13 protein-coding genes and 1 pseudogene are annotated in these 16980 nt (G+C 34.3%); 8 read left to right on the top strand and 6 right to left on the bottom strand.

All coding sequences use genetic code 11. The features are described from left to right. The 5 genes and pseudogenes from nqrE to ACXGSQ_RS07125 form a co-directional block, all read right to left on the bottom strand. A complete protein-coding gene (nqrE, locus tag ACXGSQ_RS07145) occupies positions 1-723 on the bottom strand; it encodes an NADH:ubiquinone reductase (Na(+)-transporting) subunit E (protein WP_458628928.1) in 723 nt (240 codons plus the stop codon). A gap of 75 nt (positions 724-798) precedes the next feature. Further along, positions 799-1442, bottom strand: a pseudogene (locus ACXGSQ_RS07140) (NADH:ubiquinone reductase (Na(+)-transporting) subunit D). Positions 1443-1445: 3 nt separating this feature from the next. Next, complete coding sequence (locus tag ACXGSQ_RS07135) at positions 1446-2195, bottom strand: Na(+)-translocating NADH-quinone reductase subunit C (protein WP_458628927.1); 750 nt, start codon at positions 2193-2195, stop codon at positions 1446-1448. Positions 2196-2197: 2 nt separating this feature from the next. Then, a complete protein-coding gene (locus tag ACXGSQ_RS07130) occupies positions 2198-3421 on the bottom strand; it encodes an NADH:ubiquinone reductase (Na(+)-transporting) subunit B (protein WP_458628926.1) in 1224 nt (407 codons plus the stop codon). Further along, the gene (locus tag ACXGSQ_RS07125) at positions 3421-4770 is read right to left on the bottom strand and encodes a Na(+)-translocating NADH-quinone reductase subunit A (RefSeq protein ID WP_458628925.1); all 1350 of its coding nucleotides are present in this window, start codon (positions 4768-4770) and stop codon (positions 3421-3423) included. The genes ACXGSQ_RS07130 and ACXGSQ_RS07125 overlap by 1 nt, the downstream gene beginning before the upstream one ends. A gap of 163 nt (positions 4771-4933) precedes the next feature. On the opposite strand from ACXGSQ_RS07125, the gene ACXGSQ_RS07120 reads away from it, so the two are divergent. The 4 genes from ACXGSQ_RS07120 (at position 4934) to ACXGSQ_RS07105 (ending at position 10524) form a co-directional block, all read left to right on the top strand. After that, positions 4934-6187, top strand: coding sequence for a type IX secretion system plug protein (locus ACXGSQ_RS07120; protein WP_458628924.1), 1254 nt, complete (start codon positions 4934-4936; stop codon positions 6185-6187). 155 nt (positions 6188-6342) lie between these two features. Next, the gene (apaG, locus tag ACXGSQ_RS07115; RefSeq protein WP_458628923.1) at positions 6343-6729 is read left to right on the top strand and encodes a Co2+/Mg2+ efflux protein ApaG; all 387 of its coding nucleotides are present in this window, start codon (positions 6343-6345) and stop codon (positions 6727-6729) included. 314 nt (positions 6730-7043) lie between these two features. Next, positions 7044-8669, top strand: coding sequence for an L-glutamate gamma-semialdehyde dehydrogenase (gene pruA, locus ACXGSQ_RS07110; RefSeq protein ID WP_458628922.1), 1626 nt, complete (start codon positions 7044-7046; stop codon positions 8667-8669). Positions 8670-8817: 148 nt separating this feature from the next. After that, positions 8818-10524, top strand: coding sequence for a T9SS type A sorting domain-containing protein (locus ACXGSQ_RS07105; RefSeq protein ID WP_458628921.1), 1707 nt, complete (start codon positions 8818-8820; stop codon positions 10522-10524). 85 nt (positions 10525-10609) lie between these two features. Here the strand turns inward: ACXGSQ_RS07105 and ACXGSQ_RS07100 are convergent, their stop codons facing one another. Further along, on the bottom strand, positions 10610-11665 hold the full coding sequence (locus ACXGSQ_RS07100; protein ID WP_458628920.1) for an Omp28-related outer membrane protein: 1056 nt from the start codon (positions 11663-11665) through the stop codon (positions 10610-10612). A gap of 191 nt (positions 11666-11856) precedes the next feature. Between ACXGSQ_RS07100 and ACXGSQ_RS07095 the strand changes: the two genes are divergently transcribed. From ACXGSQ_RS07095 to ACXGSQ_RS07080, 4 genes are all read left to right on the top strand, one after another. Continuing rightward, the gene (locus ACXGSQ_RS07095; protein WP_458628919.1) at positions 11857-12342 is read left to right on the top strand and encodes a TlpA family protein disulfide reductase; all 486 of its coding nucleotides are present in this window, start codon (positions 11857-11859) and stop codon (positions 12340-12342) included. A 41-nt stretch (positions 12343-12383) separates the two neighbouring features. Next, positions 12384-14033, top strand: coding sequence for a DUF6029 family protein (locus ACXGSQ_RS07090; RefSeq protein WP_458628918.1), 1650 nt, complete (start codon positions 12384-12386; stop codon positions 14031-14033). Between the two features lie 136 nt (positions 14034-14169). Further along, complete coding sequence (locus tag ACXGSQ_RS07085; RefSeq protein ID WP_458628917.1) at positions 14170-16101, top strand: T9SS type A sorting domain-containing protein; 1932 nt, start codon at positions 14170-14172, stop codon at positions 16099-16101. Between the two features lie 117 nt (positions 16102-16218). Continuing rightward, entirely contained in the window at positions 16219-16950 is a 732-nt protein-coding gene (locus tag ACXGSQ_RS07080; RefSeq protein ID WP_458628916.1) for a T9SS type A sorting domain-containing protein, read from the top strand. Positions 16951-16980: the final 30 nt, after the last annotated feature.

Raw genomic sequence — 16980 nt, 5'->3', positions numbered from 1 at the left:
CTACTCAATTACTTTAATTGTGTTATCAGCTAATGCTTTTGTTTCTTCGATTGTCTTTTCTGCGTCTACTTTAGCAGTAGTCACTTCTTCTTTAGCTTCTTCATCACCACCTGTTAACATACCACCGAAACTCATAAAGCCAATAGCCATTAAACCTGTAATAATAAATGTAATTCCTAAACCACGTAATGCAGGTGGTACGTTAGAATATCTAATTTTTTCACGAATTGCAGCAATTGCTAAAATAGCTAAGAACCATCCAATACCTGAACCAATACCATAAGTTGTCGCTAATCCTAATGTAGGTATTTCTCTTGATTGCATAAATAATGACCCCCCTAAAATGGCACAGTTTACAGCAATAAGAGGTAAAAAGATACCTAATGAATTATATAGCGACGGCGAAAATTTCTCTACAACGATTTCTACCAATTGTACCATGGTTGCAATAGTCGCAATAAACATAATAAATGATAAGAAACTTAAATCATAACTCGCATATTCTTCACCTAACCATGACAACGCTCCAGGCTGTAATAAATACTGATCTAATAACCAGTTTAAAGGTACAGTAATGGCAAGTACAAAAATAACTGCGGCACCCAAACCAACAGCTGTGGCAACTTTTTTAGATACAGCAAGGTAAGAACACATTCCTAAGAACGTCGCAAACACCATGTTGTCTATAAAAATCGATTTAAAAAATAATTCTATATGTTCCATATATTTTGTTTTTAGTTGTTAGTATTTAGTTATTGGTGAGAATGATCAACCAATAACAAGTAACCATAAACTAATTTAGTCTTCAATTAAAGCTTTGTTTCTACTACGTTGTATCCAAATAATGATTCCTACAACAATTAATGCCATTGGTGATAATAACATAAATCCGTTATTCTCGTAACCTATTGCATACAATCCTGTTTCTCAATAGGATCTCCTAACACTTTAAATCCTAATAAAGTCCCAGAACCTAAAAGTTCTCTAAAAAAACCAACGATTATAAGTATTAAACCATAACCAGCGGCATTACCAATACCATCTAAAAACGATTGCCATGGTTTGTTTGCTAAAGCAAAAGCTTCAAAACGTCCCATAATAATACAGTTCGTAATAATTAAGCCCACGAAAACCGAAAGCGTTTTACTTAATTCATAAGCATAAGCTTTTAAAACTTGATCTACAATAATTACTAAAGCAGCAACTACAACCAGTTGTACAATAATTCTAATTTTTGAAGGAATGATATTTCTCATTAAAGAAATAACCACGTTTCCTATCCCTAAAACAGCCATTACAGAAACAGCCATTACGATAGAAGCTTTTAGCTCTGCAGTAATTGCTAAAGCAGAACAAATACCTAATACCTGAATAGTTATTGGGTTATTATCCGCTAATGGATCTGTGATTAACTTGGCATCCTTTTTTGATAAAAGTCCCATAAATTAATTGTTTTTTAAATTTTTAAAGTAAGGTTCATAAAGCTTTAAATCGCTTTTTATCATTGCTGAAACACCATTACCTGTAATAGTAGCTCCTGCTATTGCATCAACTTCATTATCTGTTTTATCCATGTTTTTTGGATCAGCGTTTCCTTTTGATACAGCAATACCTTTAAAGGTACCAGAAGCATCTAAAAGATGTTCACCAATAAAATCATCCATAAAAAAACGTTGCTTAATGTTAGCTCCTAATCCAGGAGTTTCACCAGCATGATCAAAAAAGGCACCTTGTACAACCATATTTTCATCCATCGAAACATAAGCCCAAATAGCATCCCATAGACCTTTACCTCTAATTGGTGCGATGTAATATGTTTTACCATCTTTTACACCTACAAATAATGGTAATTTTCTAGCATTACCAGCCTTTGCATTGGCTTGCTCTTTTTTAACATCAATTAAATACGCTTGATCATTTTCAGTCACTTTTCCATCCTCAATAACCAATTGCTTTTGAATATACTTTTCAAACAATTTTGGTGCTTCGTCTGTAGAAACAAAATTGGCACTACTTTCGTCATTTTCATTAACACCCATCGCGTACAGAATATTCTGTTGTTTTTCTATACGTTGATTCTCAGTAATCGTTGGCTTTAACGAAGACGCGGTAAATGCTAATAATGAGCCAACAATCACTACCATACCTACAGCAAATAGGATGGTGTATGAATTTTTATCTGTTCTATTTTCCATCGTTACGCAGTTTTTGCTTTTAGACGTTTCTTTCTCTTCTTAATATTACCTTTAACCACATAATGATCAATAGTTGGTGCAAACACATTCATTAATAAGATAGCTAACATCACCCCTTCTGGATATGCTGGGTTGAATACACGTATCATAATAGAAAGAAACCCTACTAAGAAACCATAGATCCATTTTCCTTTATTAGTTTGTGATGCTGTTACAGGATCCGTAGCCATAAATACAGTACCAAAAGCAAAACCACCAATTAGTAAATGATGCCAAAATGTTGTACTCATTAAGCCGTAAAACTTACTTCCTTCTGTAATGACCTCTGCATTAACAAGACCATTAAATATAAGTCCCATTACTAAGGCACCTGCTACAGAAGATAACATAATTCTCCAGCTTCCAATCTTAGTAAAGACCAAAAATAATGCAGCTAATACAATTAATAGTGTTGATGTTTCTCCAACCGAACCAGGAATAATTCCGTAGAACATATCCCAGACGGAGTAAACAATTTCTTTCCCTTGTGCTAATGAACCTAATATGGTTTCACCAGAAATAGCATCAACATTCTGTCCTGCAGCAATCATTTGATCGCGTTCAACAGCACCATGTACCCATACTTTATCCCCAGACATCCACGTTGGGTAAGCGAAGAATAAAAAGGCTCTAATAGTTAATGCTGGATTCAGAATATTCATTCCTGTTCCACCAAAGACTTCTTTACCGATAACCACACCAAAGATTACTGCTACAGCTAACATCCATAATGGAGTATCTATAGGAACAATAAGTGGTACTAACATTCCTGTTACCAAATATCCTTCTTCTACTTCGTGTCCTTTTATTATAGCGAAAATAAATTCTACCGCTAAACCAACACCATAAGAAACGATTACTAAGGGTAACACTTTCCAAAGTCCAACCACAAAATTGTCTAAAGTCCAAAATGAAGCTCCAAAAAATCCATCAGCAGACTCTATTAAACCTTGTGCTAAATAATGCTGATAACCAGCGTTAAACATACCGAATATTAAACATGGTACTAAAGCCATGATTACTGTATTCATTGTACGCTTTAAATCATCTGCTGCCTTAATGTGTGTACCACCGTGAGTGGTTTCATTTGGCAAGTATAAAAATGTATGTAAAGCATTGAAAGCCGGAGCCATCTTTGTGCCTTTATACTTTTCTTTAAGATTATGTAAATTACTTTTTAAACCCATTATCCTATCTCTTTAAGCATTAAGTCTAAACCTTCTCTAATTATTCTTTGGTGTGGTTGCTTAGACACACACACAAATTCTGTTAATGCAAAATCCTCAGGTGCAACTTCGTACATTCCTAAAGCTTCCATTTCATCTAAATCTTTATACATACAAGCTTTCAAAATCTGCATTGGGTAAATATCTAACGGAAATACTTCTTCATATGTTCCTGTAGTTACAAATGCACGATGTTCTCCGTTCGTATTGGTATTTAGATCATACTTTTTCTTAGGATTTAACCAAGAAAAGGTTAATGCTCTAGATGTAGAAATTTTATTGAATACGGGTTTATTCCAACCAAACAACTCATAATCATCTCCTTCTGGTATTACAGTAATAACATTACTATAATAATCTAAATAACCATCTGGCTGTACTTGTTTACCAGATAATACATTTCCAGAAATAATACGGTTATTACCGTTTTTATCAACTCCGTTATCATAAACCATTGTTGCTACTTCCGATCCAATTTTAGTTCTAAAGTATCTTGGTTTTTGAACTGCAGAACCTACAAAAGCAACAACACGTTCAGCATTGAATTTTCCTGTAAGTAGCAATTCGCCAATAATAACAAGGTCTTGTGCATTAACAGTCCAAACCGTTTCACCTTTATTAACAGGACTGACCTTGTTAATTAAAGTGCCAACATTCCCAGAAGGATGCGGTCCTGAAACTTTGTAAGTTGTAGCATTATTTAAATTTGCTAAAGGAGAGTTCGTACTTCCTATTGAAATGTGTACACCTCCATCTGTTAAATGCGACAACGCCGTAACTGCAGCTTGCAATTCAGCCTCTTTACCAGCAAGCGTATAATCCAAATCGGCCGCCAATGGTGCACTAGCATAACCAGAGATAAAAATAGCTTTTGGAGCAACGTCTGCTTTGGCAACAACATCATAAGGACGTTGCTTAATAAAAGCCCAACAACCCGTAGCTAACAAATGAGCTTTAGTTTTTTCAGCATCAGATGCCAAATCAAACTTGCCATGATCTACATGTACTTGCGTTTTATCTGCTGTGATTTTAATGCCATCGATTCGACGTCTTGGCCCTCGTTGTACTTCTGTTATTTCACCAGAGACAGGTGAAACAAATTTCATAGCTTCATTATCCTTATTATAGAACAAAGTTTCACCCGCTTTAACGTGAGTGCCCTCTTTTGCAACTAATTTCGGAATGATAGTATGAAAGTCTTCAGGTCTTATGGAATAAGAATTACTAATGATAGCATTCTCTGTTGCTTTCTCGGCTTCACCGACAAGCTTTATATCCAAACCCTTTTTAATTCTGATGTCTTTTGACATATCTATTAAAGATTAGTTATCTAAAAATCCGTGCAAATTTACGAATTAATGCTTAAAAAAGACTCAAATTAAAGCATCTTTTTTATTTGTAATGATTATAAATAAGAGACTTGTTTTAAGGCATAGATTTTGATTATCTTTATGCACTTAGATTTTAAATAAAATGAAAAACACTTTTTTTTACCTTTTAACATTTATACTATCTCCCTCCATTATAGGCGCTCAAGTTGCTGAAGAACTCAATCCTCCATATTTTATAAAAACCATAACATTTAAGAGCAATACCACACAAGGCCAATTACCCGTTTTAAAACTCGGAGAGCCTTTAACGCTCGAGTTCGACGCCCTTACAGGAGATGAAGAAGATTTCTACTATGTTATTGAACATTTTAACTTTGATTGGACTCCCTCCAGCCTCTCAAAATCCGAATACCTGAAAGGCATAGATAACCAACGCATTAGAGATTATGAGAACTCGTTTAACACCTATCAAATTTATTCTCACTACAACTTAAGCATACCAAACGAACAAACGCACGGATTGTTAAAAAGCGGAAATTATCTTATTTCTATTTATGATGATTATGACGAGTTGATGTTCAGCAGAAAATTCATGATATATGAAGACATAGCCAGCGTTGGAGTAAACATAAAACGCTCTAGAGATGTTAAAGCAATTGCAGAAAAGCAATCTGTAGATATGGTTATTACCACAAACGGAATGAATCTAAACAACCCATTAGAAACTATTAAAACACTTATTATTCAAAACAACAATCTTAACACAGCTATTTCTGACTTAAAACCACAATACACATTGGGTAACGAACTCATTTATCGTTACGATACCGAATCCGCTTTTTGGGGAGGAAATGAATATTTATTTTTTGAAAACAAAGATGTTAGAGCTGCAAATGTTGGAGTTCAATTTACAGATTTAAAAGACCTATATCACAATTATTTATACACCAATATATCTCGAAAGAATAGACCATACACCTACAATCCAGATATTAATGGAAATTTCCTTGTCACCATATTAGACCGAGACAATCCCGATATTGAAGCAGATTATGTAATGGTTCATTTCTCATTATCCCAAGAGGAATTAAAGACTAAGGATATTCATGTCTATGGTAACTTTAATGCGTTCACCATTGAGCCGTTAACACAAATGCTTTTTAATCCTGAAAGCAAACGCTATGAAACGATATTGCTTCTAAAACAAGGATTCTACAATTATAAATTTGTTGCTGTTGATAAAAACACAGGAGAATTAGACGAAGGTGCTATTAGTGGAAATTTTTGGCAAACCGAAAACAATTACAAAGTTTTAGTATACTATAAAGATCTCGGTTCACGATATGATAGACTTATTGGTTTTGGCGAAGCCAGTTCTGTAAACATTTCTAATTAACATGATTAACAATACCAAAACAAGATACCCATTAACATTTTCACACCACAAGTCATTTTTATTAGGTATTTGTTAAAAAACACATCCCCTTAACCGAATTATAGTGCTTCATTCAAAAATTATGTTATTTTAGCTATAGTTAAAGAATTAAATTCATGGTACAACAAGTTACAAGCGGCATAAAAATTTCTGTAGAAACCAATTTTGAAGGAACATTTTACAAGAACTATAAAGTACATTTTGCATTTGGTTATAAAGTAACTATTGAAAACCAGAGTAAAGATTCTGTGCAATTAAACTCTAGACACTGGAAAATACTTGACGCTTTAAATAACGAAGAGATTATTGAAGGAGAAGGCGTCATTGGAAAAAAACCGGTTTTAAAACCAGGCGAATCTCATACTTATAATTCAGGATGCTTATTAACGTCTCCATTTGGCGCTATGTCTGGCTATTACAACATGATAAACCTATCTAAAACAAATAAGTTTAAAGTCTATATCCCCTCTTTTAAATTAAGTGCTCCTTTCGCCCTAAATTAAGCTTCAAAAGTTATATTAAACTCGTTGCAAATTCAAATAGTCATTCATCTTAAAGACTATTTATAGATTAATATTTACGATATTCCGAAGACACACCTCTCAATTAACCCACTCAAATACAGTTATTTAAATAATATTACAGTAGCACTACTGGTTAAATTAAAAATCTATAGATCTTGATTCTAAATATGAATAAACCATTCATACCACTTCAATTTCAATCTTCACATAACAATAACATTTCAAGAAACTATTCTCCTATAAAAATTGTACCTTTGCCCTTTCAAAATTCAAACTAAAAAAACAAATATATTATGGGAAAAGGATTCTTTAATGTACCAGTAGCAGTTAATGAACCAGTGATGACTTACGCACCAGGTTCTGCTGAACGTCAAGCCGTTTCAGAAGCGTACAAATCAATGTTTAATTCTAAGGTTGAAGTTCCTCTATACATAAATGGAAAAGATGTTAAAACTGGTAATACCAGAACAATGTCTCCTCCACACGATCATCAACATATAGTCGGCGAATACCATTTAGCTGAAAAAACACACGTTGAAGACGCTATTGCTACAGCATTAGAAGCACGTAAAGCATGGTCACAAATGCCATGGGAACAACGTGCTGGTATTTTCTTAAAAGCAGCCGAATTAATTGCAGGTCCTTACAGAGCCAAAATTAATGCAGCAACCATGATTGCGCAATCTAAAAGCATACACCAAGCTGAAATTGATGCTGCTTGTGAGTTAATTGATTTCTTGCGTTTTAATGTTCAGTTTATGTCAGACATCTACATGGAACAACCAGAAAGTACTAGCGATGCATGGAACAGAGTAGAATACAGACCTCTTGAAGGTTTTACCTATGCAGTAACACCTTTTAACTTTACTGCTATTGCCGGAAACTTACCAGCTTGTATGGCATTAATGGGTAATGTTGTTGTATGGAAACCAAGTAACAACCAAATATATTCTGCAAAAGTTATTATGGACGTCTTTAAAGAAGCTGGCGTACCTGCTGGTGTTATTAACGTCGTATTTGGTGACCCTGGAATGATTACAGATACCGTAATGGCAAGTCCTCATTTTTCTGGTTTACATTACACAGGTTCTACACCAGTATTCCAAAGCTTATGGAAACAAATTGGTAACAATATAGAGAATTACAAAACCTACCCAAGAATCGTTGGTGAGACAGGTGGCAAAGACTTTATTGTAGCTCATAAATCAGCAGTTCCAAAACAAGTTGCAACAGCTATTTCTCGTGGTGCCTTTGAATTTCAAGGCCAAAAATGTAGCGCTGCTTCTAGAGCATACATCCCAAGTAACATTTGGGAGGATGTTAAAAAATTCGTTATTGAAGATGTAAAATCTTTCAAAATGGGTTCACCTGAAGACATGAGTAACTTTATTACTGCAGTAATTAACGAAGGTTCCTTTGATAAATTAGCAAAATATATAGACGCAGCTAAAACTGATGCGGATGCAGAAGTTATTGTTGGTGGGAACTACGATAAATCTAAAGGTTACTTTATTGAACCTACTGTTATTGTTACAACAAACCCAAAATACACAACCATGTGTACTGAGTTATTTGGACCTGTCATGACGATTTATGTTTATGACGAAGACAAATTCACTGAAACTTTAAAACTGGTTGACGAGACTAGCGAATACGCCTTAACTGGTGCTATTTTATCAACTTGTCGTTATGCCGTAGAAGAGGCAACTAAAGCTTTACAGAACGCAGCAGGTAACTTCTACATTAATGACAAACCAACAGGAGCTGTTGTTGGCCAACAACCTTTTGGTGGAGCAAGAGCATCTGGAACTAACGATAAAGCGGGTAGTGCTCAAAACTTATTGCGCTGGGTCTCTCCAAGACTAATTAAGGAAACTTTTGTAACTCCAACGGATTACAGATATCCTTTTTTAGGCTAAACACTTATAAAAACCTGAAATATAAATCCTTAGAAGTTCAATACTTTTAAGGATTTTTTTTTGCGCTTTATAGAAATGACCTCAAAAACCAACAATAGCTAACGTAAACTTTGTATCTTTTCGAGATATTAATTCAAAATCACGACCTATGAAAAAACATTACTTTTCTATTTTATTCTGCTTACCCTTTCTAAGTTTTGCGCAAACATCGTTTACATCTGGAATAACACCAGACTTATCAACTTATGGGCAAACAGTAAACTACCCAGGAGAAGGAGAATATCAAATATTTTTAAGTCCTGATAACATTTTAGACAAACCAATTATTGTTGTAGATGGTTTCGATTCTGGAGATATAAGAGATATCAATGGTATATACAACCTATTAGACTTTACAAATACTTCTGGAACTGAAAACTTAGCCGATCAATTACGAACTCAAGGATTTGATGTTGTTATTCTAAATTTTCCAATTTACACACGTACTGCCGATTCTGAAATCATAGATGGTGGCACTGATTTCATAGAACGAAACGCCATGCTCCTAGTTGAACTAATCACTATTATTAATACCGCAAAAGCCACAAACAGCCCTGAGCAAAATGTTATTATTGGCCCAAGCATGGGTGGCCTAATTTCTCGCTATGCCTTAAATTATATGGAAGCAAATGCATTAGATGCTGACACGAGACTTTTTATATCTTTTGATGCGCCGCATCACGGAGCTAATGTGCCAATTGGATTACAACACCAATTAAATTATTTAGCCAATAACACCTTGAGTCCAGTAACAGAAATAGAGCCTTTAATTGAAGGGCTTCTTAAGTCTCCTGCAGGAAGACAACTATTAATAGATCACTACGAATCTCACCTATCTGGTGCTGATGCCTATAGTTTTGATCCTGCACTAACCCTTCCAAAACCACATCCGTTTAGAGAAACTTTTGAAACGAACATAAACAGCTTAACACCTAATGGTTTTCCTACAAACGTGCGTAATGTTGCTATTATCAATGGTAGTGGAATAGGAAGTACATACTTAGCCGCAGATGGAGTAACACCGGTAACAAGTGGATTTCCAATAGTAGACATTACCTTACCTGTAGAAGTACCAATTCTAGGAAGTGTTGATGTTGAAATAGCAATAAATATGACACCAAGTGCAGGTTCAGCACAACAAGTAAGTCGATTTTTTGCACCACTTTTACCTCCAATTATTTCAAATATTGAAGTGATTGCTAATTCTGGAACAACCAATTATGACGGTGTCGATGCTGCACCTGGCGGATTATTTGATTTATCCGCAATAACAGGCAGTATTGGTGCAATAGGCGGTATTGGTGAAGATTTTTTTAATGCCTTACAAATCGATAAATTCAGCTATGTTCCTTCTGTAAGCGCATTAGCATTGGATATTACAGATGCAACCGAAGCCGATAATATTAACTGGTATCAAACTGTTGACATAGCAGGAAGCAACACGACAAACAACACCCCTTTTGTTAATACATTTATGCCAGAAGACAACGAACCTCACCTTCAACTTACAGAAGCGAACGTTGCATTTGCTTTAGACGAAATATTGAATTCTCCTTTACATATCCCTAATTTTGAAGTAATAGCTATTCAATTAGAAAACAATCCAATAAAGAATGAATTAGTATTAAAGTCTAACAGCAGTACTAACGCAAACATTAGTATAACAGATTTAACAGGAAAAACTGTATACAACTCCAATTTAAAATTAGATAACAGCACAATAATACCTTTGAATATAGCTTCTGGATTTTATATTCTCAATATAATTGGAGAAAACAATTCAATATTTACAACAAAATTTTTAGTAAATAAATAGCACACTAAATACTTAGGCATAAAAAAAAACCTGAACGCTAAAATTAGTGTTCAGGTTTTTTCTTATAGAAATTCAGCAAAAGAAATTATTCATAAGACTTATCTTCTCCAACATGTGCATGCTGTGAATTTTTAGCCGTGTTATCAGCACCAACAACCATAGCAACAATACTCAAATTTTCCACAACATAATTTGAAGGAAGCGTCATTGTATTTGACCAAATATGCTCAGTTAATTCAGCTGTTACAGGAATTGCATCTCCCAAAAGACCAGATAAAGAGTTTCTTAAGACCTCGTTATGTTCAAAATCTGGGATTATATCTCCCATATTATAAAAAGGACTTGTAGCATCATCATTATAATAATTAAATTGATCACTTATAATACCATCTTCTAGCAAATAAACTACTAATTTATCTCCTTGAACTGAGCCTTCCTCATAAACTACATTGACTTGAACTTGTAACTCGCCTTCTTCAACCTCAGAGTTTATTGCTATTGCTAAATTAGTATCTAAACCAGCCATACTAGTAACAGCACTATTGGGGTGTGGTGTTGCCCAATCTTCAGTTCTATTTAATCTTGCTGCAGGTAAACCATCGACACCAAAAGCATCTTTTAACAATTGTATTTGTCCAAAATGCATTGGCTCAGGAAAATTGTTATTTGTTTCATGTATAGCAACAACCGTAATGTCATCTGTTTCTTCACTTAACGAATAAATTGCACCTGCAACTCTCGGACAAAAGCCACACCATGTACCAGTGTAATCTTCTACAACAACTTTTCTTTTGGGTATGATAACACTAAATGTTTCTGTATTAGTAGTAACTTCTACTCCATCCTGCATATAAACAGCATACACTTCAAAATCTCCAATAGTATCAGAAGAGAATGACGTCCCTTCCATAGGCTCCCCATTGACATAAAACACCAAGTCGGTAATTTCTCCGGCCTCAGAATCACTTGTAATTGTAAAAGGAATCTCTTGATTAATTAATGACGCTTTACGCACCAACTTATCTACAACAATTTGAGTGGTTGGAGTGTTTAAGGGTACATTATCTTCCGTTTTACTACATGCAACACTTACTAAAACAATTAGTAATAAAAAGAACTTTGGTATTTTTTTTAAAATCATAGCAATTCTATTATTTTTTTGCTAAAATAATTAATTTTTAGTACTTCACTACATTTGAAAATAATTTAACTAATATTGTGAAACACAATTTAAAAATTATTACTATACAAGCTTATTAAATGTATTATCACCTTCTGGTATATATTTCAACAAACAGCACGTACTAGTTAAAAACGACAAATTATAAATACATGAAAAAACTAATTTTTATTTTTTGCTTAAGTCTATTTAGTCTAAACGCTATGGCTCAAAACGACCTTCCTAGTGTAGACTTAACCTCTATTGACGGTAAAACCATCGTATTAAAAGACGCTACTAATAAAGATGGTATTACCATTATTTCCCTTTGGGCAACCTGGTGTGTACCTTGCTTAAAAGAATTAGATGCCATTAATGATATCTACGACGAATGGCAAGAAGAAACTAATGTAGAACTTCTAGCTGTATCAGTAGATGATAGTAGAACTGTAAAACGTGTAAAATCAATGGTAAATGGTAAAGGTTGGGATTACACCGTTTTACTAGATACGAATAATGATTTAAAGCGTGCACTAAATGCTTCAAGTATTCCGCTTACAATTTTAGTAAAAGACAATAAGATTGTTTATAAACATTCTGGCTACAGTCCTGGTGCAGAACTAGAACTGTACGAAAAAATTAAAGAATTTTCTAACTAATAAAACCCAAGACTAACCTTACCGCTAACAACCATATTATAATGAAAAAAATAGTTATTCTAGCAACGCTATTGTCAAATCTCTACCTTATAAATGCTCAAGAAAATGGTTCATTTTACGGTGGATTAGAATCTAATTCACAATGGCTTCAAACAGATAAAGGCTTAAATTTTGTAGCACCAGAAGACCAATTTAGAGCTAACAATTACATTTTAATGAATTACAATCTTGGTAAGTTTACTGCTGGTGCTCAATACGAATCATACTTACCATCTGGACTACTTGGCTATAGCCCTATCTATGATAATCAAAACGATATAGCAACTTATTATTTTAATTATAAAGCCGAAAATTTAGATATTACCGCAGGCTATTTTTACGAGCAATTTGGTAGTGGATTAATATTGCGTTCATGGGAAGACAGACAATTAGGACTAAATAATGCCATAAAGGGATTGAACATAAAATTTAATGCAACTAAAGACTTAAGCCTTAAAGCTGTTTTCGGGAAACAACGTTATGGTTTTGAAGAATCTGCAGGTACTATTCAAGGTATAGATGCCGATTTAAGTCTCAGCGGAGCTTTAAATATAGAATCTGTAGATATACAACTAGGTGCTAGTTATGTTGGCAGATATCAAGATACGAATGGAAACGAAGCTCTTCCCACTACAGTTGGAGCTTATGGTGGACGTTTAGATTTTATTATCGATAACTTTTATGCTAGTGTTGAAGCCATTGTAAAAGATCCTGATGTTATTGTTAATGAAGAACAGATTTCATCCAACAAACTTTACGATGGAACAGCTTTACAAGTTAACGCTGGTTATGCAAAAAAAGGCTTAGGAATAAATGCCACGTTTAGACGTCTAGAAAACTTTAGCTTTTATTCAGACCGCTTTGCCGAAGGTAATATTTACAACCAACAAGTTGTAAACTACGTCCCTGGACTTACCAAACAGCAAGATTATTTATTAACAAATCTATACGTTTACAATCCGCAGCCAAGACTAATTATTGAGTCTTTTGACCAACGCTCTGGAGAAGTCGGCACACAATTCGATTTATTTTACTCTTTTAAAAAAGGTACATCTTTAGGCGGAAAATACGGAACAAAGCTAGCGATGAACTTCTCTTATTGGGGAGGATTAGATGCTGAATATAATATTGAAAACCGATGGTACAAAGCCAAATTTATTGGCAAAGGTCACCAATTGTTCAGAGATTTTAATCTTGAAATTAAAAAGAAATGGTCTAAAAATTGGAGTTCTGTTTTAACCTATCAAAATGTAATAGTAGACAAAGCCATTGTTGAAGGAGGTCCACTTGGAAAAAAATCTATCCTTGCAAATATTGGTGTTATTGAAGCTACAAGACGATTTGACAACGGAAAAGCAGCACGTTTTGTTGTACAACACCTATGGAGCGAAGACGATCGTAAAAACTGGGCAGCCGGAGTTGTTGAATATAATTTTTCTACACGTTTAGCACTTTATGTAGCAGACAACTATAATTACGGTGGAGTAGACAAAATACATTATTATAGTGTTGGAGGAAGTTACAGCAAAGGCAATACGAGATTAGGCATTAACTATGGAAGACAACGTGGTGGTCTAATATGTATTGGTGGAGTGTGTAGATTTGTACCCTCAAATACGGGCCTTAGTGCTAACTTAACCGTTGCTTTTTAATTTTATCCGATATAATAGTACTTAGACGGTGTTTATTTATAAATACCGTTTTTTTTATGTTAATTTTTTGCAAAAATTAGCTATTTAAGTATCTTCAAGCTCACTTATTCTCAAATATTAACTAATACTTAAAAACATGATTAAAAAAATTACGCTCTTAACTTTGCTCAGTTTTGCTTTCTTGCAATTCTCTACAGCACAAACTTACTTCTATGATGATTTTTCATCAGGAAATATGGACAACTGGACATTAACCGACGCTGATGGAGACAACAATGGTTGGTATGTAGCTGATTTAGATGATGGAGTACAAGAAGAACACGCCACATCAGCATCTTGGATTCCTACACCACCATTAGGAGAAGCATTATTTCCTGATAACTGGATGGTTTCAAAAGCTATCGATTTAACAGGAGCCAGTGGTTCTATTTTATTACAATGGAAAGCTTATGGACAAGATCAAGCTTGGGCTAACGAAAATTACACCGTTTATGTAGCAACAGCTTCAGATATTGCAACATTAGGCGCATCTACAACGACGTTCAACGAGATTATTGGAGCTACAGGAGGATATGCTGAGAGAGATTTAGACATCTCCTCTTTTGCTGGTCAAACTATATATGTAGCTTTTAGACATCACAATACTACTGACCAATTCCGATTAAATATTGATGACGTTTCTGTTACAACCATTCCTACTCCAACAGACGTGGCCTTACAATCTCTAAGCTTAAACAGATACTCTTTAGTTTCTGTTGACAATCAATTGTCAGTTAATGTTAAAAATATAGGTACAAATCCAATTACGTCTTTAGAAATTAACTGGAATGATGGTACTACAGATCATATCTCTACTATCAATACAAACATTGCAGCAAATGCTACAGCAACATTAAACCACCCAATAATGGTTAACTATCCTACTGCTGAAGAAAAAGATATTAATGTTACAATAACAGAAATTAATAATTCTACCAACCCTAGTCCTTTAGTTAATTCAATAAACACTAAATTTAATACCATGACGCAATCTGGCACAAAGACTGTACTTATAGAGGAATCTACTGGTACTTGGTGTGGATGGTGTCCTAGAGGTACTGTAGGATTAGATTATATGGCTACAACTTATCCAAATACGGTTGTTGCAATAGCTGTTCATAATGATGATCCAATGACGGTAGCAGAATATGACACTAACTTAGTTAACACTATTGGTTCTGGATGGCCTAACTCTGGTCTTGATAGAAAATTAGTAGGTGTAGATCCAGGACAAGCTTCTTTACAAGAAGGTTATGATATTCAGATTAATGAAATTGTTCCTGCAGATTTATCATCTAGCGCTATTCAATCTGGGAATACTTTAACCATTTCTGCTCAAGCTGTATTTTACACTTCTTTTAGTGCTGCTAATTATAGATTAGGTGTTATAATTACGGAAGATGGTGTTACAGGTACAGGAGATGGAACAAATGTTAATAATGCGGATTATGACCAAGTGAATTACTACTCTGGAGGATCAGAAGGACCAATGGGTGGTTATGAAGCCTACGGAAACCCTAAACCTGCCACAGACATGGTATATAACCACGTTGGTAGAGCATTATTAGGAGGATTTAATGGACAAGAAAACTCTGTACCATCAGTGATTAATACTGGTGAAAATGTATCTTATGATTTTAACTATACGGTTCCTGCCACAAGTGACGTTAACAATATGAATATTGTTGTGGTATTAATTGACGGAACCGATGGCACTATTGTGAGCGCAAAACAAAGTACTGTAGCGCAAGCATTAAGTGTTGAAAAAGTAACAGGAATAGATTCAATTAAATTGTACCCTAATCCTGCAACAGATACACTTAATATTGCTTTCCAAAATGGAAATGGCAATTACAACATTACGGTAACTGATATGTTAGGAAGAACCGTTATCAACAATAACTACGAAGGTTTATTTGGAACTCAAAACATAGAGTTACCAGTATCTCAGTTAAACGCTGGACATTACATCATGAATATTAATGATGGAAAGGCTTCGTACAGTTCAAAATTTGTAGTAAGTAAATAATTATAGTATGCTACTATAACATTAAGGGAAGTGCTTCAAAAAAGACTTCCCTTTTTTATTACATACAAAAAAACCTATCTTTGAAAAGATATTTTCAATACTAAAAATCAAAATACTATGAAAAAAACATTACTTTTTTTAGGCTTAGTTTTAGCCGCATTCTCTGCAAACGCACAATTTGAAGTTAGAGACAAAAGTGACGACAGTATTGTCACTGATGGACAAACTATCAGTTTTTCTGAAGCAGGCTGTGGTTATTCTGACCCTTGTAACTGGAAATTTAAAGTCACAAATACTTCTACCGAAAACATATATATGAGAATTTTTGTTGACAATCTTGTAGGAACCGATGGCTCATTCTTTCAGTTATGCTTTGCAGGTCAATGTTATAATAATGTTGCCTTATATGGTGGCTATCCAAACGCTGCAGCTATGATTGCTCCTGGAGCAACCAATAGTCCTGGTAATAATTTTTGGAATTTAAATGATCCTACAACGACAACTCCTATGAGTTGGTCGCTTAGATTTCAAGCATTTAATGCTAGTGGTACAGCAATTGGAACACCTTTAAACGTAACATACAATTTTGACCCAAGTTTAAGTATTAACGAATCTTCATTAGCGACTCTAAATGTTTATCCTACAAATACAAAGAATGAACTTAATGTAAACTCTAATGAAAATTTAACTGCTAATTTTTATAATTTATTAGGAAAAAACGTAAAACAAGCTAACATTGTTTCTGGTGACAATACTATTGATATTTCAGATTTATCTGCACAGCCATACATTATTCGTTTTACTAACGAAGAAGGTGAATCTATTACTAAAAAAATAGTTAAGCAATAAGACACTTAACTTTCTTGTTATAAAAAAACC

It is taken from the genome of Winogradskyella sp. PC D3.3 (assembly GCF_054366245.1).
Note: the sequence above shows the minus strand (reverse complement) of the source record. Positions and strands in the feature narration are given on the sequence as shown.

Coding starts and splice junctions, on each gene's coding strand:
- nqrE (WP_458628928.1), bottom strand. CDS start 723: ATGGAACATATAGAATTATTTTTTAAATCGATTTTTATAGACAACATG.
- ACXGSQ_RS07135 (WP_458628927.1), bottom strand. CDS start 2,195: ATGGAAAATAGAACAGATAAAAATTCATACACCATCCTATTTGCTGTA.
- ACXGSQ_RS07130 (WP_458628926.1), bottom strand. CDS start 3,421: ATGGGTTTAAAAAGTAATTTACATAATCTTAAAGAAAAGTATAAAGGC.
- ACXGSQ_RS07125 (WP_458628925.1), bottom strand. CDS start 4,770: ATGTCAAAAGACATCAGAATTAAAAAGGGTTTGGATATAAAGCTTGTC.
- ACXGSQ_RS07120 (WP_458628924.1), top strand. CDS start 4,934: ATGAAAAACACTTTTTTTTACCTTTTAACATTTATACTATCTCCCTCC.
- apaG (WP_458628923.1), top strand. CDS start 6,343: ATGGTACAACAAGTTACAAGCGGCATAAAAATTTCTGTAGAAACCAAT.
- pruA (WP_458628922.1), top strand. CDS start 7,044: ATGGGAAAAGGATTCTTTAATGTACCAGTAGCAGTTAATGAACCAGTG.
- ACXGSQ_RS07105 (WP_458628921.1), top strand. CDS start 8,818: ATGAAAAAACATTACTTTTCTATTTTATTCTGCTTACCCTTTCTAAGT.
- ACXGSQ_RS07100 (WP_458628920.1), bottom strand. CDS start 11,665: ATGATTTTAAAAAAAATACCAAAGTTCTTTTTATTACTAATTGTTTTA.
- ACXGSQ_RS07095 (WP_458628919.1), top strand. CDS start 11,857: ATGAAAAAACTAATTTTTATTTTTTGCTTAAGTCTATTTAGTCTAAAC.
- ACXGSQ_RS07090 (WP_458628918.1), top strand. CDS start 12,384: ATGAAAAAAATAGTTATTCTAGCAACGCTATTGTCAAATCTCTACCTT.
- ACXGSQ_RS07085 (WP_458628917.1), top strand. CDS start 14,170: ATGATTAAAAAAATTACGCTCTTAACTTTGCTCAGTTTTGCTTTCTTG.
- ACXGSQ_RS07080 (WP_458628916.1), top strand. CDS start 16,219: ATGAAAAAAACATTACTTTTTTTAGGCTTAGTTTTAGCCGCATTCTCT.